Origin of the sequence: Nocardia sp. NPDC052112, assembly GCF_040680135.1 — a bacterium.
Lineage (GTDB): Bacteria > Actinomycetota > Actinomycetes > Mycobacteriales > Mycobacteriaceae > Nocardia.
Map to the genome: position 1 here is coordinate 24538 of NZ_JBFAWD010000033.1, position 21347 is coordinate 45884.

A 21347-nucleotide genomic window follows, 5' to 3' on the forward strand; every position below is an offset into this window, starting at 1 on the left:
AGCATCCGACACCTGATGCACACGGGGCGGAACGCGGCTGCAGCACATCCGCTTCGACTCGGCCGTGTTCGATCGCCGCGCCTACAGCGCGGACGCCAGACGGGCCACGAACGGTCACTCATAAGACAGAGCTCCACGGCGGTCACCGAGAGCGGAGCATCCGACACCTGATGCACACGGGGCGGAACGCGGCTGCAGCACATCCGCTTCGACTCGGCCGTGTTCGATCGCCGCGCCTACAGCGCGGACGCCGGACGGGCCACGAACGGTCACTCGTAAGACTCGCTCCGCGGTGGTCGCTGAGAGCGGGGTCGGTTCCCGGTGCACACGCGCCGGGTGGGTGGGTCTCGCGACTTCGTCGCCGGCGCTTCGACAACTGGGACGCCGGCGAACTCCTCGCTCGTAAGACTCGCTCCGTGGGGTCACCAGGGTGCGTACGGTGCTGCACCCGACGCCCGGCAGCCGAGGCTGGTGACCATCGGACCTGATCATCAGATGTCGCGTTCCAGCGATCGATAGGCGCACTACTACGCTGGCCTGGGTGAGGAAACTGGTGCCGTTGGTGGTGGACGCACTGCTGGTGATCTTGTTCTGCGCGATCGGGCGGCGCAGCCACGAAGAGGCGGTACTCGCCGGACTGCTGAAGACGGTGTGGCCGTTCGCGATCGGGCTCGCGATCGGCTGGGTGATTGCGGTCTCCGTGGCTCGCCGGACATCGGGCGAACCGGGGCGGGCGGGACAATTCGACGGAACCGCCGTGTGGCCCGTCGGAGTTCTGGTCTGGCTCGGCACACTGTGCGGCGGCATGCTGCTGCGGGTGATCAGTGGTCAGGGCACGGCGTTCAGTTTCATCATTGTCGCGGCGTGTGTGCTCGCGCTGTTCCTGCTCGGCTGGCGCGCGGCCATCAAGGCCATCAACTGACTACCGCTCCGGAGTGGCCAAGGATTGGAACAACCTGGCCGCCATCCGCGCGGTCGCGTCGCCACTGTCGGCGTCGTTGATATGGATCGCGAGGGCCAGATCCCCGGCATTCGCGATGAGCCAACCGTCATTGCCCGCGGTCGCCATGAAACCGATGACATCGCGGTAGGGCCGCAGCGGCGCGAATTCCGGCCGGCCGGCACCGTCGCGCAACATCGCGCGCAACCGCTCGGTGAGCTCCGGTGACATCTCGGGGACCTGCGCGTCGGTGGTGCTCGGGTGCCCGGCCTCCATCATCGGCGGCGGCACCTGCCCGCGCGCGATGGCGGCCGCGGCGATCGCCATGCCGAATGGACTGGCCAGCACCGCGTCCGTACCACCGCCCTGGCGCACCTGCTCGGCACTGCGACCTGCCACCGCGACCCGGCCGGTCACCTCGTCCAATCCCGGCACCTGGTAATCGACACCGACGCCGAGATTCGGCGCGGATTCGGCGGCATCCTGGACCGACACATCCTGCGGTGCCTTGCCCTTCAGCACCGACGCGACACTGCGGAACAGATCGATATTGGTGCCGACCGGATAAAGCCCGGTGAACGCGACCGAACCGTGCTCACTGGCCTGCGTATTCTGTGCGACCGCGACGACCGCGCCACTGGACGGTTGGATTGCCACGATCGAGGCGGGCGTGCCGACGCTCACCACCGCGTCCTCGGCGGCACGCTGCAGCCGCTGATCCATGGTGGCCGCGATATCCGGACCGGGCGGGCCCTGATAGCCGGCAATCTGGCCGACGAACCGTCCGTCCTGCTCGAAAATCTGCACGCCCCAACCGGAATGCTGATCCTGGCTGTCCTGCCACACCTTGCGCAGCGCGTCCAACATCGGCGACCAGGTCCGGCGGTCCGCGGAAATCAGCCGCGGCTGCTTCTCCATGACCACGCCGGGCACCCGGGCCAGCGCGGCTTCCAGGATCGCGAAATCGGGTTCGCGCAGATTCACCGCGACGATCGGCTTGCCCTGTGAGGTCGACAGCTGCTGCATCAGCGACGGTCCGGTGATCAGCGGCGCGACCGGTTCGATGGCCTTGGCCAGCGCGTCGGTGGAGGCCACCAGATTGGTGGTCTTGGCGGGATCGAGTTTGATCACATTGATGACCTGCTCGGTCATCAGCGCGTCGCCGACGATGTCCTTGACCCGCGGCGGTGGGGTCGGCATGGTGCGCACCAGCCGGACCGTGCGATTGTGGTCCAGTTGCGGCATGACGACCGCGGGATCCCAGGAGATACGCCAGCCGATCGCCAACTTGCGCACATTGCCCTGCAGGCTGTATCGCCAGATCTTGTTCTCGCCGAAGTTCCAGGCGACATCCATGCTGAAGAGCCCGGCCTCGCGGTCCAGGCCGATGAATTGGGTTTTCTGGTAGTCGACCTTGCCCGGCTGCAATCCGGCGAACATCTGTTTCAGCGTTGCGGATGCGGCCGTGGGATAGGAGGTGAGCTCCGCGGCCTTGGCGTAGTTCTGCTCGTCGAGCAGTGCGGTGAAGCGATCGACGACGTACTCGGCCTCATCGCGCTTCGCATCCGAACCACACGCCCCGATTGCGATAGCCAGCGCCACCACCCCCGAGAGTGCGATTGCGCCCCGGACGCGATAGCGGCGGGATCCCCACACATCCATGTCGCCCACTCTTTACTCTTGTCACTCCAGTAACAAGACCACCGTACCTGAAATTAGCTGCCCGCCGTGCCGCAGCGGCCGGACGTTACCCATGCTCAGTATCGCTGATTGTGCCCGAAACCCGTGCTTCGGTTGATCGATCATGGACGTTCCCCGGTCCCGTTGTGACACCCGGCGCCGCAACCGTACCGGCCGGAACACGAACTTGTCAGAAAACGGGCGACGTCGGCGTTTCGGCAGCCCGCGTCCGCGGTTCGATCGCGCAGGGCCTCGTTGACCAGCACACACCTTTATTCGGCGTACCCGAACGGCCGCTGACCGAAACCGTTCGCACAGAGCAGAACCACTCGCACTCCTTGCGATGTAATCTTGTAATCAGTGAAATACAGGCACCACAGTAAGTAGGTGAATCCCAATGAGGCACGAGCATCGGGGACGGGGCTTCGGACGACCGGGCGGCTGGCAACAGGCCGATCTACCGGATCCCGCGGATGCCACCGACTGGTTCGCTGGACGGTTGCCGAGCGACTGGTTCGCCGGACCGCCCGTCATCGAAATCGACCGGGACGAGATCGTGGTGATCGGTGAGCTCCCGGCGCCGGTATCGGAAAAAGAGGACACTCCCGCCGACGAGGTCCCGGCCGCGACGAAGGAGGGCGCCGTCGCCCGCTTCCGCGAGACCACCCGTCCAGCCCGCATGCAGATCGCGAACGAGGCCCAGCGCCGCTACGGGCGCAGTGTCGCCTGGGGCGTTTCGGTGGACGGCGAACGAATCATGTTCACGCACTTGGCGGTTCCGGTGATGACGCGATTGCGTCAGCCGGAGCGCAAGGTGCTCGACACGCTCGTCGATTCCGGTGTGGCGCGGTCGCGGGCGGATGCGCTGGCGTGGACGGTGAAGTTGGCGGGCAAGCATGCCGAGGCCTGGCTCGACGAGTTGCGCACCGCCATGCGGAAGGTGGACGACCTGCGGTCGGAAGGTCCGCAGGGACTGTAGAACCCGGCGGGCTAGTGTCTTAGCCATGTCGACACCTGGCCCGATTCTGGTTCTCAACGGCCCGAACCTCAATATGCTCGGCACCCGCCAGCCAGAGGTCTACGGGTCGGCCACACTCGACGATGTCGTCGAATTGTGCCGTCGGACCGCCGCCCGGTTCGGTCGCGAGATCGATGCGTTCCAGTCGAATTCCGAAGGAGCGCTGATCGATCGGATCCACCGGGCGCGCGGCGTCGAGTCGGGCATTGTCATCAATCCCGGTGGGCTCACGCATACCTCGGTCGCGCTGCGCGATGCGCTGGTGATTCCGGAACTCCCGATCGTCGAGGTGCACATCAGCAATGTGCATGCGCGCGAGGAGTTCCGGCATCACTCCTACATCTCCCCCATCGCCACCGCGGTGGTGGCCGGAATGGGAATCAAGGGCTACGCTGCCGCCATCGAATTCCTGATCACCCGCTGACCGAATCGCCTTGTCGCGCTATGCGAGTCGGAAGACCGGGAAGCCCGGTGCGATCTCGGCCAGCTGCGCGTCGGTGGCGTCCTTGGTGACGCCCTCGAAGAATTTGCCGACCTCCCAGCCCCACTTCTGCAGGTAGAGACGCAGCAGCGGCACCTTGTCCGCATCGGCCACCTCGGTTGCCGTGAACGCCTCGACCTTGCGGCCCAGCCGCAGTTCACCATTGCCCGCGACGCGCAGGTTGCGCACCCACTGGGTGTGGCCGCGCGGCGCGACCAGGTAGCGCGTGCCATCGGTATCGGTCATCAGATTGACCATGGTGGTGCGCCATTCGCCACTCTTACGGCCGCGCACCGCCAGCAGCCGCGACCCCATAACGCTGATGCCGAGGCGAGGCAGCCAATTGGCGATCTTGTTCATGATCGGGTCCATCCCGGTGGGCGCGAGGTAGCGGATGCTGGCGTTCATTTCCTACTCCTTTGTGAGCACTGCTCTCTGTTGAGATCAGTGTTCCACACTGCCGCACACCAAGTCAAGAGCACTGCTCTCTTTTTCTTTGCGCGTCCACTCAGCACCCTCGGAACAGCCACGATGTCGTGATCGACGGCAACACGGCCGTCACCCGAGCCCCTTTCATCACGCCATGACTCCCATCGTCGAGCGCTTCCCGGTCTGAGCGGAATAGCCGAGCTAGGCCGAGGTATTGATGAGCTCGTCGGCGACCCAATGTGCGACGTCGGATGGGTAGGGGGCGGGCAGTCCGAGGACGATGTGCCGGAAGCCCGCGTCGATCGCCTCGGCGATCATGTCCCGCGTGCTGCCGGGCTGATCATAGGAGACCGGCAGGTGGATCGAGCGGGTGATCGCGGCAGGGTCTCGACCGATTTCGGTGCAATAGCGGTCCAGCAGTGCGCTGCGACGGATGACGTCGTCGATGTCGCCGCCCGGGATGTTCCATATGTCGGCGTGCTCGGCGGCCACCCGCAGCGTCGGGGCCGACCGGCCGCCGATGACGATCGGCGGATGGGGGCGCTGGATGGGTTTGGGATTGCCGAACGCGCCGGTGAGTTGGAGCTGGGTCCCGCGGAAATCGAACGGTTCGGCCTCGGTCCACAACCGCCGGATGACCGTACAGGCCTCGGCGAAACTCTCTACGGCATGGGCGGTTTCGTGGAAGGGCAGACCGTGTGCTTCGTACTCACGCCGGGCCAGCGGATGGCCGGGTCGTGAGCCGACACCGATTCCGAAGTCGAGCCGTCCGCCGGAGACGATGTCGACGGTCGCGGCGATCTTGGCCAGCATCGCGGGCGGCCGGAAGCGGTTGCTGGTCACCAGTAGACCGAGGCGCAATCGACGAGTCTGCGCGGCGAGGGCAGATAGCAGAGTCCAGCCTTCGTAGATCGGTCCGTTCGGGTCGCCGCCGATTGGCATGAGGTGATCGAACAACCATGCGTGTTCGATCTGCGGGATCGTGTCCGCCGCGCGCCAGACGCGCAGTATGTCGTGGTAGTCGACCTGCATCGGGGCGGTCATGATGCCGAAACGAGGCGAGGATTCGGGCGGCATGACTTCATTCGTCCTTTCGGTACGAGTTGCGCGAGCGGTGGTGGTGGCCGCCGAGGAGTTGGGTCGGCCACCTACCGACCGGCGATCGGCGATGGGCGACGACGCAGTGTCGCGTGGAGCAGGGCGGGAGGCGTGTCGTGTTTCTCCGCTGGGGCGAGATCGACGCCGGGCGCGACAATCGCGTCGATCGCATCGAGCACATCGTCGGCGAGCACGGTGTCCGCGGCGGCCAGCTGAGAGCGCAAGTGGTCGATCGTGCGGGGGCCGATGATGGCACTGGTCACGCCGGGATGTGCGGTCACGAAACCGAGTGCGAGCTGGATCATCGTCAAACCGGCCTCGTCGGCGACCTCGGCCAACTGCTCGACAGCCTCCATTTTCGCCCGGTTGACCGGGATGGTGGTGTCGAAGCGGTGCGGCATGAAAGTCGAACGGCTGGTGGTGATTTCTCGGCCCGCGCGGATCGCACCCGACAGCCAACCCGACGCCAGCGGGCTCCAGACCAGCACGCCGAGTCCGTACTGCTCGGTCACGGGCAGCACGTGGGATTCGATGCCGCGCTGCAGAATCGAGTAGCCGGGCTGTTCGGTGACGTAAGGGCGCACGTGGTTTTCTCGAGCGGCCCACTGGGCCTGAACGATGCGGTACGCCGGAAATGTCGACGAACCGAAGTACCGAATCTTTCCGGCGCGCTGCAGGTCGGTCAGGGCCGACAGCGTCTCCTCATCGCTCGTGTTCGGGTCCCACCGGTGGATTTGGTAGAGATCGACATGGTCGACACCCAGCCGACGCAGGCTGTTGTCCAACTCGGTGACCAACCAGCGGCGGGAACCGCCCTGATGGTTGCGCTCCTCCCCCATCGGCATGCTCGCCTTCGTCGCGAGCACGATGTCGTCGCGATGGTCGGCGATGGCCTTGCCGACCATCTCCTCCGACTCCCCGCCGCTGTACATGTCGGCGGTGTCGATGAAGTTGATCCCGGCCGCGAGGGCGGCCTCGACCATCGCGGTGGCCTCGCTCTGGGTGGTGCCCCCGATCCGGCCGAAGTTCATCGCGCCGAGCGCGAGGGTACTGACCTGCACGCCGGTGCGGCCCAAAGTGCGGTATTGCATGCGGCTTTCCTCCATGAGCGGCGTGAATTGGTTTCGACTCGGTTGCTCTGGCATCCTGAATAAGCGGAGCACTGTTCCGATAAACCAACATACGGAACGTTGTTCCGTTTGACAAGCGAGGCGTCGGAGGTGGTCGAAATCGACAACGGATCGGGATCGGCGACCCCGCGCAAACGGGCCGACGCCAGGCGAAATCAGCAGACACTGCTGGATGCGGCGGCCGCGGCTTTCGTAGCGTCCGGCGTCGATGTGCCCGTGCGCGATATCGCCGCCAAGGCCGGCGTCGGCATCGGCACGATCTACCGCCACTTCCCGACGCGAGCCGATCTCATCGTCGCCGTATACCGACACCAGGTCGAAGCATGCGCCGAGGCTGGTCCGACACTGCTGGCGAACAGCGGCACACCGCATACCGCCCTCGGGCAGTGGATCAACCTCTTCGTCGACTTCTTGGTCACCAAACACGGCCTCGCCGAGGCCTTACAGTCCGACGATCCCACCTTCGAGACGCTGCACGCCTACTTCCTCGACCGCCTCGTCCCGGTCTGTGCGCATCTGCTCGATGCCGCCGCCGCAGCGGGCGAAATCCGCCCCGATATGGATGCCTACGAACTGCTGCGCGGCGTCGGCAATCTGTGCATCGGCGCGGGCAACACCGCGCGCTACGACGCACGCCGCATGGTCGAACTCCTCATCGCAGGATTGCGCTACCAGGGAACCTGACTTCACCTGGTTCGGTCTCACCCGAACCGGCCGTGGACGGCCGGTTCGGCGGTGATACGCCGATGCTGCCCCAGCACAACGACGCCCACCGCAGCAGTGGTGAAAGCGGCGCTGCACCACAATGCCGTGGTTGGGCGATCGGCGCGATCGACGACCAGACCGGCGGTGGCGGGGCCGAGAACGGCACCGATATTGCGGGCGGTGGTGGCCAAGGCGCCGGCGATACGTGCAGCGACCGGTGCAGCGATCCGCACGATCGTCGCGATCAGCGTCGAACCGACACCGAACGCGACCGCAAGCAGTACCGCGAATCCGGTTGTCGCGGCGCCGACAAGCCAACCGGCCAGGCGGCTACCCTCTGGACGCCTCCGGAGAACTCACGTCGACACCCTGACAACCCGAATGACTGTGTGTCCCAACGGGCAATACCCCGCTACGACGCACGCGGCGGTCGAACTCCGCGTAGCAGGACCATCAGCGTGATCCGGTGGCAATCATACGACCGGTTCCGGCAGGGTCTCGCCGGTCTCCAGCAAGGTCTTGAGGCTCGACAGGATGCTCGGCCAACCACCGCTGATCCCGGCCAGGACAGCACTTCCGGGTTCGAAACCGTCATGGATGACAGTCAATTTCACGGTTTCGCCCTGGGGTTCTATTTCGAAAGTCACCTTCGAGCGGGGCTCGCGCGCCCAGGCCGCTACCTCTTCCGGATTCATTTCGAAAGTCGTGGCGAAGGCGGGATCGAAGGTGTGCCAGGTATAGGAGAGCCGGGTGTACGGATCCGCTTGCAGGACGACCTGTTCCGCGTCTTTGCCGGTCCAATCCTTTTGGTGCCACACCATTTCCGAGCCGGGCTGCCAATCGGTGTCGAAGCTCGCACCCCAGTACCGGTCGGTGAAGGCCGGGTCGGTAAGGGCCTGCCAGAGTCGTTCCGGCGTCGTCCTGATGTAAGTGGTGTAGACGAATGCGTTGTCACTCATGGGATTTGCCTCCAATGCCTGTTTCAGGTCCGCCAGCGCGTGCACGCGGGCGCGGTGGTATCGGGTGATCCAGCGGTCGGCGATGGCATTGATGGGTTCGGCATTGAGGTAGTGCAGCTTCTCGCGACCGCTGCGTCGAGTGGTGATCAAGTTGGCGGACTCCAGGACCGCGAGGTGCTTGCTCACCGATTGGCGGGCCATATCCAGTTCGCCGCACAGTTCGCGCAGCGTCTGGCCATTGCGCGCGTTGAGGCTGTCGAGCAGCCTCCTGCGACTCGGATCGGCGAGCGCTCGGAATACCTCGTCCATGTCACCCTCTTCGGATATGCAGCTGTTTGGCTGCATATCTTTCATATTAGGCAGCCATTTGACTGCATGTCAACGGTGCCGTCGGCAAGAAACAGCATTGTCGTAGCGGTATGTAGTAGATATGCTATGGATCATCCCGATCTCACAACGGGAGGATGAGATGACCATGGGTAACGGCGTCGCGCTCGACGTCGAAGAATTGCGGATGCGGTACGGGACGACCGATGTTCTGCACGACGTGACCTTCCAAGCCAAGTCGGGCGAGGTGCTGGTGCTCCTCGGCCCGAACGGTGCGGGCAAGACCACGACCATCGAAATTCTGGAGGGCTTCCGCATGCGCTCCGCGGGCCGCGTCGAGGTGCTCGGCATGGATCCCGCGCACGGCAACGAGGCTTGGCGGGCGCGCCTGGGCGTCGTCCTGCAGTCGTGGCGTGACCACGCGAAATGGCGAGTGCGCGAACTACTTTCGCACCTCGGCTCCTACTACGCGCCGTACCGCACCGATACGATCCACCGGCCTTGGGACACCGACGAACTCATTGCCGCCGTCGGGCTCACCGAGCAGGCCGACAGCAAGATCGGATCGTTGTCCGGCGGGCAGCGCCGTCGCATGGATGTCGCGATCGGCATTGTCGGCCGCCCGGAACTGCTGTTCCTCGATGAACCGACCGCGGGCTTCGACCCACAGGCCCGCCGCGAATTCCATGATCTGGTCCATCAGCTCGCCGACGACCGGACCACCATCCTGCTCACCACGCACGATCTCGACGAGGCCGAGAAGCTCGCGGACCGCATCATGATCCTGGCCGGCGGCCGAATCATCGCCGACGGTTCGGCCGACGAACTATCGCGCCGCATCGCGGGCGAGGCCGAAATCCGTTGGACCCACGATGGACAACGGTTCGTGCACACCACCGCCGAGTCCACCGAGTTCGTCTACGAGTTGTTCAAGCAGCACGGCGGCGGCATCGGCGAACTCGAGGTGCGCCGCGCCTCGCTGGAGGACACATATATGGCGCTGGTGCAGCAATACGAGTCCGGTCGGCTCGAAACCGAGGTGCATTCACTGGAGGAGGTCGCGCGATGAACCCGATCGAGGCCGCGGTCCGGGCCGGAACCCGGCGTGGGCTGATCGAACTGCGGCAGTCGCTCACCAATGTGCAGGATCTGTGGGGCATGCTCTTCTGGCCGGTCGCCATGGTCATCGTGCTGTTCTTCATGCGCGACGCGACCTTCGAGGCGAGCGGCATCGCACTCGGTTCGCTGGCCCTGCCGAGCATCCTCGGCATGCTGGTCGCCTTCAACGGTATGTTCGGCATCGCCCAGATGCTGACCCTGGAACGCGAGGACGGAACCCTGTTGCGCGCCAAGGCAACTCCGAACGGCATGGTGGGCTACCTGATCGGCAAGATCGTCACGACCGCGGGCTGGGTGGTCGTTCCGTTCCTGATCATATTGATACCGGGGCTGTTCCTGGTCGATGGCACGGCGATGGACAGCATCGGTTCCTGGCTCGGCCTGCTCGGCGTGGTCGCACTCGGCTTGCTCGCGACCATGCCGGTCGGCGCGGTGCTCGGATCGATGTTCAGCAATCCGCGCAATATCGGCTTCGTGTCGCTGCCGATCATGGGCGTTGTCGCGATCTCCGGGATCTTCTACCCGATCACCTCCATGCCGGGCTGGCTGCAAGGCGTTGCACAGGTGTTTCCCGTCTACTGGCTCGGACTCGGCATGCGGTCGGCGATGCTGCCGGGCGATGCGGTCGCCATCGAACTCGGCCATTCTTGGCGGCATCTGGAAACCATCGCCGTGCTCGGTGCCTGGGCGGTCGCCGGGCTGCTGCTCGCGCCGATCGTATTGCGTAGGATGGCACGTCGCGAGTCCGGGTCGAACGTGGCGGCGCGCCGCGAGAAGGCGATTCAGCGTGCCTACTGAGGTTATCTACAACCGCATCGCCATGTTGCGGGCCGAGCGCGGCATCTCCCGGCGGGAGCTGGCCGAAGCGCTCGGCGTGCACTATCAGACGATCGGCTACCTCGAGCGCGGGGAATACAGTCCGAGCCTGCATCTGGCATTGCGGATCGCGGCGTATTTCGAGGTCGCGGTGGAGGTCGTCTTCTCCACCACACCATTCCCTCGTCTCGGCTCCCAAGCCGAATCAGCCCATGCCGCAGGGGATTGACCCGGTGGACCCGGTTGCCGCCGCACATGAACCGGCACCTGCACAACCGATGGGTCGGCCGGAGGTCAGTGGCGCGGCCGAGTGCGCCACTGATTCACCTCATGCCACCGACATCCCGGCTCACTGCCCGGTGAATATTCGGTAGACGGGAACCACCTTGCCCGCCTGCTCGCTGGCCGCGATGGCACGCCGCCACAGCCCTTGCGACGCATGCGACAGCGTCGCGTCGACGCCGACCTCCTCGCTGGCATCGATGATGTGCTGCGCACCGGCATCCATCATTCTCAGGCTCGCCAGGGTGCCCCAGCCACCGGCCTTCGCGGCGGCCGCGAACTCCTCGATGAAATACGGGTACGCGGCGGCGAAACGCAGGGCGAAGGGCAGAAACTGGTCGATGCTGTGACCGGACTTCTCGATCACCGCGAGCGCCTGATCGAAGGCGAGCATCCACGGATGGAACATGACCAGTCCGGCCTGATAGAAAACCTGCGCGAGACCATCGTCCGCGCCGAGGTACTCCTGCGGGCTCAGCGGACGGAGCAGTTCGGCATGCGCGTCGAAGACCTCTTTCGGACCGCTGTAGAAGATGTACGACGCCGGATGGGCGATATTGTCGCCCGCCGACATGACGCCACCGGAAATGAATTCCGCGCCATGCGAACGCACCCACTCGGCACCCCTGCGCGCATTTTCCGGTGAATCCGAGGACAGGTTGGCGATCACCTTGCCCGGCAGGTGATCGGTGGCCTGGCCGAGTACGTCGTACATGGCGGCGTAGTGGGTGAGGCTGAGCACGGTCACCGCATTGGCCTCCAGTGCCTCGGCGACCGTGGCGGCCCGCTTCGCTCCGAGTTCGACCATGGCATCGACCTTCTCGGTGCCGCGATTCCACACCGTCACCTCGATACCGGTGTCCAGGAAGGCCCGGACCATGGCCTGGCCCATCGGCCCCAGGCCGACGACGGAGACGGAGGTCTGTTCGGACATGGTGTGTCCCTTCGTTTCTCGTTCGATTGCTGGTCGGCTGACCCTTTCGAGCGACCTGCAGGCAGTCGCTACGGTCCGAGACCCATGGTCGTTGTCGCAGGTAGGGTCGGGAAGACCGAACGTTCAGGTGTGGTTGCTTACCTCGAGGTTCGAATTCAGGTCGGAAGGAGTGCGGCGGGGATGAACAGTGACGCGGATCACGATGTGTGCGGCATGTCGGTGGCGATCGATGTCGTCGGCGGCAAATGGAAACTGCATCTGATGTGGGTGCTCGCCGCGGGTCCGCAGCGCTTCGGCCGGATCCGCAAACTGCTCACCGGGGTGAGTGAGAAGGTGCTCGCGGAGAATCTGCGCCACCTCGAGGCCAGCGGTGTGGTGCACCGCGAGGTCTTCCCCGAGGTTCCTCCGCGCGTCGAATACTCGCTCACGCCGCTCGGCGAAGAACTCGAGGTCGCCCTGCGTCCGCTCGAAGCCTGGGGCGATAAGCACCGCGACGAACTGCTCGGGAATCTGCTCGCCGCGGCGGGCTAGGTACATTTCAGAGGTTGTCGACGCCTATTTGCTCGCCGACGCGAGTAAGCAATCGCGCCGCATCGGCGATGGAGCGGGCGGGATCCGGTTCCAGATCGGCGAGGGCATAGCAGGCGGTGAAGCCCGCCGCTCGAACCTCGTCGCGCGTCAATTGCGTTCGGCCGACTGCGGCGACCACCGGGACGCCCACCTTGCGCGCGGCCTCGCAGACACCGATCGGGGCCTTGCCGTGCAAGCTCTGGGTATCGAGGGCGCCCTCGCCGGTGACGACCAAGGCGGCGCCGTCGAGAAGCGATGGGAAATCGAGGAGTTCGAGTACGACCTCGATGCCGCTGCGAACCCGCGCGCCGAGCACCGCGAGGGCGCCGAAGCCGGTGCCGCCCGCCGCACCCGCGCCGGGAACATCCGCGAATTCCGGTGCGACGACGGCCGCCCAATTCGTCAGTGCCGCTTCGAGAACGGGCAGATCCGACGGCATCGCGCCCTTCTGTGGCGCGTACACCGCGACCGCACCGGTCGGGCCGAGTAGTGGGTTGTCGACATCGCAGGCCAGGATGAAGGTCGTTGTCGCGATCCGCGGATGCAGTCCGGTGCGATCCAGTCGCGCGGCGCGCGCCAAAGTAGCTCCGCCTGCGGATAATTCAGCGCCGCTCCCATCCAGGATCCGGGCACCGAGGGCCTGCAGCATGCCCGCCCCGCCGTCGGTGGAGGCGCTCCCACCCAAACCGAGGACGATATCGGTTACCCCTCGATCCAGCGCGTGCGCGATGACGACACCGAGGCCATAGGTGTGTGCTCCGAGCGGATCGGGTCGTCCCCCTGGCAGTCTCGTCAGTCCGACGGCCGCGGCCAATTCGATTACGGCCGTTGTTGCGTGCACCGCATAGGCGGCGGTGTCGGGTGCGCCGGTCGGACCGGGCGCATCGACCTCGATCCGTTCCCAGCCCGCGGCCACGAACGCGTCGACGGTTCCGTCACCGCCGTCCGCGACCGGCACCCGCCGGATCTCCACATCCGCAACGCCGCGCGCGATGCCGGCGGCGAGAGCGGCCGCTACCTCGGGGGCGGTCAGCGAGCCCTTGAACTTGTCCGGTGCGATCACCACCCGGGGCGCGGATGTCATCACCACATTGTCGGGGGTCGTTCCGATGGGCGCACGTCGGGCCGACCACGCAGTGTCGGCGGCGCGCTACTTACTGCAAAGGCGCCTGATCGGCGTGATCGATGGTGACCTGACCGGTGCGCAGATATGTCATCACGGCGTCGTCGACGACGGTATTGCCGCGGCCGAATGCACCGTGGTCGCCGCCCTCGACCGTGATCAGCGACCCACCGATCGCCTGTGCCATGGCCGGGCCACCCGCGTAGGTGGTGAGCGCATCCCTGCGGCTCTGTAGCAGCAGCGGGCGGGTGCGCAGATCCTTTCCGGTGATCGGGACCGGCTTGGTCACCGGTTTCCAACTGCCGCAGGCGGTTCCGGAGCGCACCAGGTCGGCGCGGGCGTCCATGGCATTGCCGCCGGAGGCAATGGTGGCGAAGGCGGAACCGATCAGCTCGGGGCGACCGCGCACATTGTTCTCGTTGCAGGTAATGGCCGAGAAGACGAAGCGGCCGGTGGGATCGGTGCTGGTCGCGCCCTCGATGGCGAGCAACTGGCGGACATTCTTCGGATCGATATTGGCCGCAGCCATCGCACGGGCGAAGGTCGGCCAGAAGGTGCGGGTGTAGGTGGCCACCGCGGTCGCACCGACCAGCGGCACCTGTGCGGACGCACCGCCGGTGACCAGCAGGCGCACCAGATTCTGCAGCTTGCCCGCCTGCTCGACACTGTCGTTGAAGCCGTCGCGGGCGATTTCGGCAAGCGGTTCGGGTAGCGCGCCGGGCAGGTCGGCGACGCTCGCGGGCGGCGGGGTCAGATTGGCGTACCAGCCGCCGCCCTGGTCGGCGACCAACCGCACCCAGTTCTGGTAGACCTGCAGCGCGGTGTCACCGAGCCCGTAGTCGCCGTCGTGCTCGGCGATCCAGGCGAATAGATCGTCGAGCCGCTGCTTGCCCGCGACCTGCTGTTGCGCGAACTCCTCGGTCCACACCCAATCGGGATTGACGTTGGAATCCAACACCATTCGATCGACCCGGTTCGGGAACAACGACGCGTACACCGCGCCGAGATAGGTGCCGTAGGACGTACCGAGATAACTGATCCGATCCACGCCGAGCGCGGCGCGCACCTCGTCCAGATCGCGCGCGGCGCTCTCGGTGGTGATGGTGTCGAGGTAGCCGGGCAACGCCGCGTCGCAGGCCTTCTTGATATCGTCGCGGTTCCCGCCGCCCAGCGAAACTTGGTCGCCCTCAGCTGATTTCGACGCCGCGCTGGTGGTTTGGGCATCGCAGCGCAGCGGCGTGGCCCAGCGCAGTCCGCGCGGCTGCACCGCGACCCGGTCGTAATGCGCATTGAGCTCGCTGGGCATAGCGTCGATCCGACGGGCCCAGTAGTCGAGGGCATCGGCACCTGGTCCGCCGGGATTCGCCACGATCACGCCGCGACGCTGCCCGGTCGCGGGGATCCGGCTGACGGTCAGTTCGATGCGCGTGCCGTCGGGGTCGGCGTAATCCATCGGGACGGAGAGCACCGCGCACTGCACATCGCGGCCCTCGGTGACCGACAAGTCCGGGCAGGCGCCGAAGGACGCGGCGGGTGCGGCCTCGGCCCAACCCGCCACGACCGATCCGCTGATCAGGCTCGCGGCGGCCACAGCGACCAGCGCTCGCGGAAAACCTGACGTCCTCATCATGTTTCGTACCTCCGCCGGGCCTGCTGCCGTATTCGATTGGCGGCCTTCGCGGGTCCCTCCGTGGTTACGCAAGCTACCGCCTCCGGGCGTTCACCGCGACCAGAAGTATTCTGGTCAGCCGGGCGCCGGTAGACAAGTCGAGCGGGCAATCGGCCGCGATTTGTATTGCGGTGCACAGCCGTCCGCCCCTACCGGAGTAGCGTCGAGCCATGTCGACTGAGGTCCGCAACAACTTCGCGCTGGAACGCTTCGAGATCTACGTCGACGGTGCCATTGCCGGCTACGCCGAATATCAGGACACCGGCGCCGAGCGCGCCTTCATCCACACCGAGTTCGATCCAAGGTATGCCGGCCGGGCATACGGTCGAGTGCTGGTGCAGGCGGCATTGAACGCATCACGTCAGGAAGGTTTCGGCATTCTGCCGATGTGTCCTCTGGTGCGGTACTTCGTCCAATCGGAACCGGAGTACATCGCGACGGTTCCGCAGTGGGCGCGCGAGAAGTTCGGCCTGCCGCTGTAGGTCAGTACGCGGCGACGGCTCCGTCGAGCGCCTGCTGCAGATCCGTGCGCACCAGCCGGGCGATCTCCGCGGGTTTGGTCGGCAGCTCCGTGATCGGCACGCCGAAATAGAAGCTGGCCGCCTTGGCCTCCTCCTTGGTGACCGGCAGACTCGGATCGGGTCGCGGCCCATAGCTCAAGCCCAGGCTGACCAGCACCGGCTGCGCACCCAGCTTCATCGCGCGGAACGCGATGTGCCCGATCCCGCTGCCGACCGGCTGCACCTCGGTGTGGTCGACCTCGTTGCAGGTGCCCTCCGGGAAGACCGCGATGCCGTCACCGTCGGCCATCCGCTCCGCGCAGATATCCATCATCCGTTGCCCGGCCGCATTCACCGCCCGCAGGCCGTGGTCCTTACCGCGGAATACCGGGATCCCGCCCATCATGTCGATCTTGCGGCGCTGGTCGGGGTCGAGGAACAGCTCGTCCTTGGCCAGCACCCGAACCCGCCCGATCACCGGCCGCAATTCACTGCGCCAGGCCGCGGCCGCGACGGTGTACGGGTCGGATTCGGAAAGGTGGTTGAGCGCGACGAGCAACGGCCTGCGCTGGCGAATCACCTCGTGCAGCAGCTTTTGCGCTCCCTCGGCATAGGTGACGCGCGGATGGTATCGACGCCCGAGGATGGCGTAGGCGCCCCACGCCTTGAGCCGGTTCTGCCGGTGGTCGCGATAGAAGTCGTACACAGTGTCAGCGTTGTCGAGCAGGACCTCGGGCCGTTCCATGGCCACACCCTAACCGGTCTGTTTCAGGGGTGATCGACTTGCCGCTGGCGACCGCTTGCGGGTCGCTGGAAAGGGTCAGCAGCCGCCGGTCCGGGAATCCGCCACGCCGCTTGACCGACGAACCGCCCGCGCCAGTGCGATGATGTCGGGGTGGCACGCGGAGATGACCCGGACGATCGGAAAACTCGCGGCGGACACGGTGACCGCAGGCGACGCGATTTCCGGCAGGGCGAGCAGGTGGTGCGCGCAGGCACCCTGCTGGTGTCGGCGACCGAACTGGTCGAGCCGACCTTCCGGCGCACCGTCGTGTACATCATCGAGCACAATGAGGCGGGCAGCCTCGGCGTGGTGCTCAACCGCCCGAGCGATACCGCGGTGCACGATGTGCTCCCGCGCTGGGCCGAGGTGGCCGCCGCACCGCGCACACTCTTCATCGGCGGCCCGGTCAAGCGGGACGCGGCACTGTGTCTCGGCACCGTGCGGGTCGGCGCGTCGATCGCGGGCGTCCGTGGACTGCGCCGCATCGATGGCCGCGTGGTGCTCGTCGATCTCGACGCGGATCCGGATCAGATCACCCCGCTGATCGAGGGTCTGCGGATCTTCGCAGGCTATGCGGGCTGGACCTTCGGTCAACTCGAGGGCGAACTGCAGAACAACGACTGGATCGTCCTGTCGGCGCTGCCTTCGGATCCGATCAGCACCGGCCGCCCCGACCTGTGGGCTCACGTTTTGCGCCGCCAACCACTACCCCTATCGCTGCTCGCGACACACCCGATCGAACTCGAGCGCAATTGACATGCCGACAAGCGTTGAACCTTTCAGCCCTCCTGATTCGTGGGATGTGCGGGAGGTGACTAATGCCCGAAGAACAAGCCGAGCTCATGCGGGTTCTCTATCAGGAACATGCTTCGGCGCTATGGCGATACACGCTCGGATTGGTTCGCGATCCAGGTCGGGCCGAGGACATCGTGCAAGAGACGTTGTTGCGGGCGTGGCAGCGCCCGCATGTGCTCGATCAATCGACGACATCGGCGCGGGCGTGGTTGTTCACGGTCGCGCGCAATCTCGCCGTGGATGAGCATCGAAGCGCCCGCAATCGGCGCGAATTCCGCACCGACAACCCGCCGGAGCAGGCCGCACCGGATCAGGCCGACCGAGCATTGGACGGCTGGCTGGTCGCGGACGCACTGAGCAGGCTCAGCGGTGATCATCGCGAGGTGATCGTGCGGGCCTACTATCGAGGCCTTTCCACCCACCAGATCGCCGAGGAACTCGGTATCCCGGCGGGCACGGTGAAATCTCGCATGCACTACGGCATGCGGGCATTACGGCTGGCACTACAGGAGATGGGGGTGACGAAGCAATGACGGATATCGCCGACGACTACTCGACGTGGGATGCACCGTATGTTCTCGGCTCCCTGACCCGTGCCGAACGGCGGGAGTACGAGGAGCATCTGGCGGGCTGCCCGGTATGCCAGGTGGCGGTCGCCGATCTCGCCGGACTCCCGGGTCTGCTCGCCATGATCGAGCCCGACACCGCACTGGCCATGATCGAGGCCCCGGAAATGCCGGTGGCCGAGGTGGAACCCCCCGCACAGCTGCTGCCCCGGCTCGCCGATGCGGCGGAGCGGCGCAGGCGGCGCGGCCGGTGGACGGCCGTCGGCGCCGCGATCGCCGCCGCCGCGGCGGCGGTGGCCATCGCGGTTCCGGTGGTCACCGCGATTACCGCGGTGGATAAGCCGAGTTCGTCGGAACAGGTTGTGGCCGAACGCAGCATGCAACCGATCAAACCGAATCCGGTGACGGCCAGCTTCAAGGTCGTGCGCGCCGATGGCAAGACCCGGATCGTGATGACGTGCAGCTACGGGCCGAGCGATTTCAAGTACAACTGGAATCTCGACCTGTACGTCATCGGTACCGATGGCAGCCAGGCCAAGCTGGATCAGTGGCCCGCCGGGCCGGGCACCGAGCTGACGATCGACCGGACCATCGATAAGACACCGGATCAGATTCGGGAAGTGCAGATCCGGTTGGCGTCGACGGGCGAGACGCTGCTGTCCGGCACGGTCTGATCCGCTTCGAGCCCCCGCCGAACTCGACGGGGGCTCGAAGGGGCTTCGCGCAATTCAGCGCTGGGCCTGCTTGCGGAAGACCGAGATCGACCAGAGGTATCCGACCAGCGCGAGGCCGATGCACCAGGCGATGGAGATGATGCCGTTATTGCCGATCTCCGTGCCCATGAGCAGACCGCGGATGGTTTCGGTGAGCGGGGTGAACGGCTGGTACTCGGCGAACTGACGCAGGCCGACGGGCATGGTGTCGGTGCCGACCAGGCCGCTGCCGAGGAATGGCAGCATGATCAGCGGAAAGGGCATGTTGCTCGCGCTCTCCGGAGTCTGCGCGACCAGCCCCATGCCGACCGCGATCCAGGTGAGTGCGAAAACGAGCATGGCGAGCAGTCCGAATACGGCGATCCACTCGACGACATTCGCCGATGGCCGGAACCCGGTGAGCAGTGCGACACCGACCATGGCCGCGATGCCGAGCAGGGCCTGGATCAATGCGCCGACCACGTATCCGGCAAGTATCGCAGGTTGCGAAATCGCCATCGTGCGAAAACGATTCACAATGCCCTTGGTGGTGTCGGTGCTGACCAGGACCGCCACACCGGCGGTCATATACGCCGGGATCATCAACAGCATGCCCGGGGTCAGGTAGTCGATGTAGTTGCCACCGGATGACTTTTCCAGTGCGCCACCGAATACGAAGTTGAAGGTGAGCAGCAGGATGATCGGCATCAGGATGATGCTGAAGGTCATGCTCGGGTACCGCTTCGCGTGCAGCAGGTTGCGCCGCAGCATCGTCTTCGAGTCGGCGAGCGCGTAGGTCATCGTGCTCATGACTCCACCTCGCTGTCGCTCGGCTCCGTCATGACCACGAACGTGGCTGTGCTTGTTGTTCGCTCGCTACGCTCGCTCATGACTCCACCTCGCTGTCGCTCGGCACCGCCACGACCACGAACGTGGCTGTGCTTGTTGTTCGCTCGCTACGCTCGCTCATGACACAGTCTCCTTTTCGGCGGTGGGATGTCCGGTGAGGGTGAGGAATACGTCGTCGAGGGTGGGGGTGTGCACCGAAAGTCCGGCGACCTCGATCTGTTCGTAGTCGAGCCGATCGAGCACCGTGCGCAGCGATTTCACGCCACCATCGCTCGGCACCGCGAGGGTGAACTCCTCCTCTGCCGCGTCATCGACAACGCGCGCCTCCGGACCCAATGCCGTTGCCGCGGCGGCGAGTCCGAGCTGGTCGGCGAATTCCAGTCGGATGTGTCCGCCTGGTATCCGCCGCTTCAATTCGGCGGCCGTGCCCTCGGCGACGATCCGGCCGTGGTCGAGCACCGCGATCCGGTCGGCCAGTTGGTCGGCCTCCTCGAGGTACTGGGTGGTGAGGAAAACGGTCACGCTGTAGTCGTCGACCAACGTGCGGATCATGTCCCAAATCGTCCGGCGACTGCGCGGATCCAGGCCGGTGGTCGGCTCGTCCAGGAAGATGATGCGCGGATCGCCGACCAGCGTCATGGCCAGATCGAGCCGCCGCACCATACCGCCGGAATAGGTCGCCGCGGTCTTGTCACCGGCTTCGACCAGATCGAAGCGCTCCAGGAGTTCGGCCGCCAGACGCTTGCTCTCGCGACGCGGCAGATGGTGCAGATCGCCCATCAGGATCAGGTTTTCGCGGCCGGTCAGCAATTCGTCGACCGCGGAGAACTGGCCGGTGACACCGATCGCGGAGCGCACGGCATCGGGTTCGGAACCCAGATCATGGCCGTCGACGCGGATTTCACCCGCATCGGGGCGCAGCAGCGTGGTGAGGATCTGCACGGTGGTGGTCTTGCCCGCACCGTTCGGGCCGAGCAGGGAGTAGATCGTGCCCTCCGGGACCGTGATGTCGATCCCGTCGAGCACCACGTGCTCACCGAACGATTTACGCAGGCCCTGCGCCGCGATGGCGGGGGCGCGATGACCGTTGGTCATGGTCTTCCTTTCCGGAAAGTTTCATAAATAAATGCGAATGACAGCATGATTGAGCTGCACCGCGCCCGGCGTCCGGTGCGGCGTTCAGTGGGTGTATTCGGTTGATTCGACGAGATGTCGAATTCGGCTAGATGTCGAGTTCCTCGACCGGCGGACGGTCGGCGATCTCGGCCACCCGTTGGTAGAGCTTGTCCGGAATCTTTCCCTTCAATTCGCTCAGCGAATCGACGACCTCGAAAATGAAGTCGCCCCAGTCCTGATCACCGACGCCGAGCATGCGACGCCAGTTCGTCAGATCCTTGACCCAATTGGTGTTCTGTGGATATTCGTCCCAGTTGGAGTATTGGGCGTGCATGACGAACTTGCCCTTCCGACTGCGATACACCCGGACGTGTTCGATGCGCTCTTCGTTCACGTCGCGATGCTCGCCGAGCAGGGCACCGGAGAAGCGGACCTGGCGCACACCGTTGTGACCGACCCGCAGCACTACCTCGTCGTAGCCCTCCAGCCTGCCCTCTTCCAGCTCGATGAACCGCCGCAGTGCGGTGGTCACCGCCCCCGAAAGGTTGCCGCCGACCAGCTCCTGCGCGCGCTGGAACAGTGGCAGATCGTCATCGGCAACGTAGATCGTCTTGTTGGGCATGAACTCACTATACGTAGATGTATACGTACACGCAAGCCGTGGGCGGTCACAAGAATTTCCCGAGCGCTTGATGCGCGGAGTACATCTTGCGCAAGTGATTGAACCGCCCCGCAGTCCAACTCGTAGTTCACGTGTACGCGATC

25 protein-coding genes are annotated in these 21347 nt (G+C 65.5%); 12 read left to right on the forward strand and 13 right to left on the reverse strand.

Going from position 1 to position 21347, the window contains the following annotated elements; translation table 11 throughout:
• Window positions 1–541: 541 nt before the first annotated feature.
• Entirely contained in the window at window positions 542–922 is a 381-nt protein-coding gene (locus AB0L58_RS38065) for a DUF3054 domain-containing protein (protein WP_364395194.1), read from the forward strand.
• On the opposite strand, the gene AB0L58_RS38070 is transcribed toward AB0L58_RS38065, so the two are convergent.
• Window positions 923–2602: an NTF2-like N-terminal transpeptidase domain-containing protein gene (locus tag AB0L58_RS38070; protein WP_364395196.1), complete on the reverse strand. Its 1680-nt coding sequence runs from the start codon at window positions 2600–2602 to the stop codon at window positions 923–925.
• 415 nt (window positions 2603–3017) lie between these two features.
• Between AB0L58_RS38070 and AB0L58_RS38075 the strand changes: the two genes are divergently transcribed.
• Window positions 3018–3599, forward strand: coding sequence for a hypothetical protein (locus tag AB0L58_RS38075; protein ID WP_364395198.1), 582 nt, complete (start codon window positions 3018–3020; stop codon window positions 3597–3599).
• Between the two features lie 25 nt (window positions 3600–3624).
• Complete coding sequence (gene aroQ, locus AB0L58_RS38080; RefSeq protein ID WP_364395200.1) at window positions 3625–4062, forward strand: type II 3-dehydroquinate dehydratase; 438 nt, start codon at window positions 3625–3627, stop codon at window positions 4060–4062.
• A gap of 18 nt (window positions 4063–4080) precedes the next feature.
• Here aroQ and AB0L58_RS38085 read toward each other — a convergent pair whose 3' ends face one another.
• The 3 genes from AB0L58_RS38085 to AB0L58_RS38095 all read right to left on the reverse strand — a co-directional run bounded on the left by AB0L58_RS38085 (window position 4081) and on the right by AB0L58_RS38095 (window position 6737).
• Window positions 4081–4527, reverse strand: a complete 447-nt coding sequence (locus tag AB0L58_RS38085) for a nitroreductase family deazaflavin-dependent oxidoreductase (RefSeq protein ID WP_364395202.1) — start codon at window positions 4525–4527, stop codon at window positions 4081–4083.
• A gap of 222 nt (window positions 4528–4749) precedes the next feature.
• Complete coding sequence (locus AB0L58_RS38090) at window positions 4750–5592, reverse strand: LLM class flavin-dependent oxidoreductase (RefSeq protein ID WP_364395204.1); 843 nt, start codon at window positions 5590–5592, stop codon at window positions 4750–4752.
• Between the two features lie 104 nt (window positions 5593–5696).
• Window positions 5697–6737, reverse strand: a complete 1041-nt coding sequence (locus tag AB0L58_RS38095) for an aldo/keto reductase (RefSeq protein ID WP_364395206.1) — start codon at window positions 6735–6737, stop codon at window positions 5697–5699.
• Between the two features lie 204 nt (window positions 6738–6941).
• Between AB0L58_RS38095 and AB0L58_RS38100 the strand changes: the two genes are divergently transcribed.
• Window positions 6942–7460 carry a TetR/AcrR family transcriptional regulator gene (locus AB0L58_RS38100; RefSeq protein WP_364395319.1) on the forward strand — a complete coding sequence of 173 codons (519 nt, stop codon included), beginning with the start codon at window positions 6942–6944 and terminating at the stop codon, window positions 7458–7460.
• Window positions 7461–7477: 17 nt separating this feature from the next.
• Here the strand turns inward: AB0L58_RS38100 and AB0L58_RS38105 are convergent, their stop codons facing one another.
• Both AB0L58_RS38105 and AB0L58_RS38110 read right to left on the reverse strand, forming a co-directional pair.
• Window positions 7478–7714 (reverse strand): hypothetical protein, encoded by a 237-nt coding sequence (locus AB0L58_RS38105; protein ID WP_364395208.1) that lies wholly within the window; start codon window positions 7712–7714, stop codon window positions 7478–7480.
• A gap of 240 nt (window positions 7715–7954) precedes the next feature.
• Window positions 7955–8749, reverse strand: coding sequence for a metalloregulator ArsR/SmtB family transcription factor (locus tag AB0L58_RS38110; protein ID WP_364395210.1), 795 nt, complete (start codon window positions 8747–8749; stop codon window positions 7955–7957).
• Between the two features lie 160 nt (window positions 8750–8909).
• On the opposite strand from AB0L58_RS38110, the gene AB0L58_RS38115 reads away from it, so the two are divergent.
• Genes AB0L58_RS38115 through AB0L58_RS38125 form a run of 3 tightly spaced genes read left to right on the forward strand, consistent with a single transcriptional unit; the run spans window position 8910 to window position 10931 of the window.
• Window positions 8910–9836 carry an ABC transporter ATP-binding protein gene (locus AB0L58_RS38115; RefSeq protein WP_364395212.1) on the forward strand — a complete coding sequence of 309 codons (927 nt, stop codon included), beginning with the start codon at window positions 8910–8912 and terminating at the stop codon, window positions 9834–9836.
• Window positions 9833–10684: an ABC transporter permease gene (locus AB0L58_RS38120; RefSeq protein WP_364395214.1), complete on the forward strand. Its 852-nt coding sequence runs from the start codon at window positions 9833–9835 to the stop codon at window positions 10682–10684. The genes AB0L58_RS38115 and AB0L58_RS38120 overlap by 4 nt, the downstream gene beginning before the upstream one ends.
• Entirely contained in the window at window positions 10674–10931 is a 258-nt protein-coding gene (locus tag AB0L58_RS38125) for a helix-turn-helix transcriptional regulator (RefSeq protein WP_364395216.1), read from the forward strand. The genes AB0L58_RS38120 and AB0L58_RS38125 overlap by 11 nt, the downstream gene beginning before the upstream one ends.
• A gap of 120 nt (window positions 10932–11051) precedes the next feature.
• On the opposite strand, the gene AB0L58_RS38130 is transcribed toward AB0L58_RS38125, so the two are convergent.
• Entirely contained in the window at window positions 11052–11918 is an 867-nt protein-coding gene (locus tag AB0L58_RS38130) for an NAD(P)-binding domain-containing protein (RefSeq protein WP_364395218.1), read from the reverse strand.
• Between the two features lie 180 nt (window positions 11919–12098).
• Between AB0L58_RS38130 and AB0L58_RS38135 the strand changes: the two genes are divergently transcribed.
• Complete coding sequence (locus AB0L58_RS38135; RefSeq protein ID WP_364395220.1) at window positions 12099–12449, forward strand: helix-turn-helix domain-containing protein; 351 nt, start codon at window positions 12099–12101, stop codon at window positions 12447–12449.
• Window positions 12450–12456: 7 nt separating this feature from the next.
• On the opposite strand, the gene AB0L58_RS38140 is transcribed toward AB0L58_RS38135, so the two are convergent.
• Window positions 12457–13572: a glycerate kinase gene (locus tag AB0L58_RS38140; protein ID WP_364395222.1), complete on the reverse strand. Its 1116-nt coding sequence runs from the start codon at window positions 13570–13572 to the stop codon at window positions 12457–12459.
• 70 nt (window positions 13573–13642) lie between these two features.
• Window positions 13643–15241: an alpha/beta hydrolase gene (locus tag AB0L58_RS38145; RefSeq protein WP_364395224.1), complete on the reverse strand. Its 1599-nt coding sequence runs from the start codon at window positions 15239–15241 to the stop codon at window positions 13643–13645.
• Window positions 15242–15450: 209 nt separating this feature from the next.
• Here AB0L58_RS38145 and AB0L58_RS38150 point away from each other — a divergent pair, with 209 nt between their 5' ends.
• Window positions 15451–15762: a GNAT family N-acetyltransferase gene (locus AB0L58_RS38150; protein WP_364395226.1), complete on the forward strand. Its 312-nt coding sequence runs from the start codon at window positions 15451–15453 to the stop codon at window positions 15760–15762.
• A 1-nt stretch (window position 15763) separates the two neighbouring features.
• Here AB0L58_RS38150 and AB0L58_RS38155 read toward each other — a convergent pair whose 3' ends face one another.
• On the reverse strand, window positions 15764–16525 hold the full coding sequence (locus AB0L58_RS38155) for a 1-acyl-sn-glycerol-3-phosphate acyltransferase (RefSeq protein WP_364395228.1): 762 nt from the start codon (window positions 16523–16525) through the stop codon (window positions 15764–15766).
• Between the two features lie 150 nt (window positions 16526–16675).
• Here AB0L58_RS38155 and AB0L58_RS38160 point away from each other — a divergent pair, with 150 nt between their 5' ends.
• The 3 genes from AB0L58_RS38160 (at window position 16676) to AB0L58_RS38170 (ending at window position 18599) form a co-directional block, all read left to right on the forward strand.
• Entirely contained in the window at window positions 16676–17320 is a 645-nt protein-coding gene (locus AB0L58_RS38160) for a YqgE/AlgH family protein (RefSeq protein ID WP_364395230.1), read from the forward strand.
• Window positions 17321–17382: 62 nt separating this feature from the next.
• Window positions 17383–17892, forward strand: a complete 510-nt coding sequence (locus AB0L58_RS38165) for a sigma-70 family RNA polymerase sigma factor (RefSeq protein WP_364395232.1) — start codon at window positions 17383–17385, stop codon at window positions 17890–17892.
• On the forward strand, window positions 17889–18599 hold the full coding sequence (locus AB0L58_RS38170) for a zf-HC2 domain-containing protein (RefSeq protein WP_364395234.1): 711 nt from the start codon (window positions 17889–17891) through the stop codon (window positions 18597–18599). Before AB0L58_RS38165 ends, AB0L58_RS38170 begins: the two co-directional genes overlap by 4 nt.
• Window positions 18600–18653: 54 nt before the next feature.
• On the opposite strand, the gene AB0L58_RS38175 is transcribed toward AB0L58_RS38170, so the two are convergent.
• From AB0L58_RS38175 to AB0L58_RS38185, 3 genes are all read right to left on the reverse strand, one after another.
• Window positions 18654–19427, reverse strand: coding sequence for an ABC transporter permease (locus AB0L58_RS38175; RefSeq protein WP_364395236.1), 774 nt, complete (start codon window positions 19425–19427; stop codon window positions 18654–18656).
• A 156-nt stretch (window positions 19428–19583) separates the two neighbouring features.
• Window positions 19584–20561: an ATP-binding cassette domain-containing protein gene (locus AB0L58_RS38180; RefSeq protein WP_364395238.1), complete on the reverse strand. Its 978-nt coding sequence runs from the start codon at window positions 20559–20561 to the stop codon at window positions 19584–19586.
• A gap of 127 nt (window positions 20562–20688) precedes the next feature.
• A complete protein-coding gene (locus AB0L58_RS38185) occupies window positions 20689–21204 on the reverse strand; it encodes an EXLDI protein (protein ID WP_364395240.1) in 516 nt (171 codons plus the stop codon).
• Between the last annotated feature and the right edge of the window lie 143 nt (window positions 21205–21347).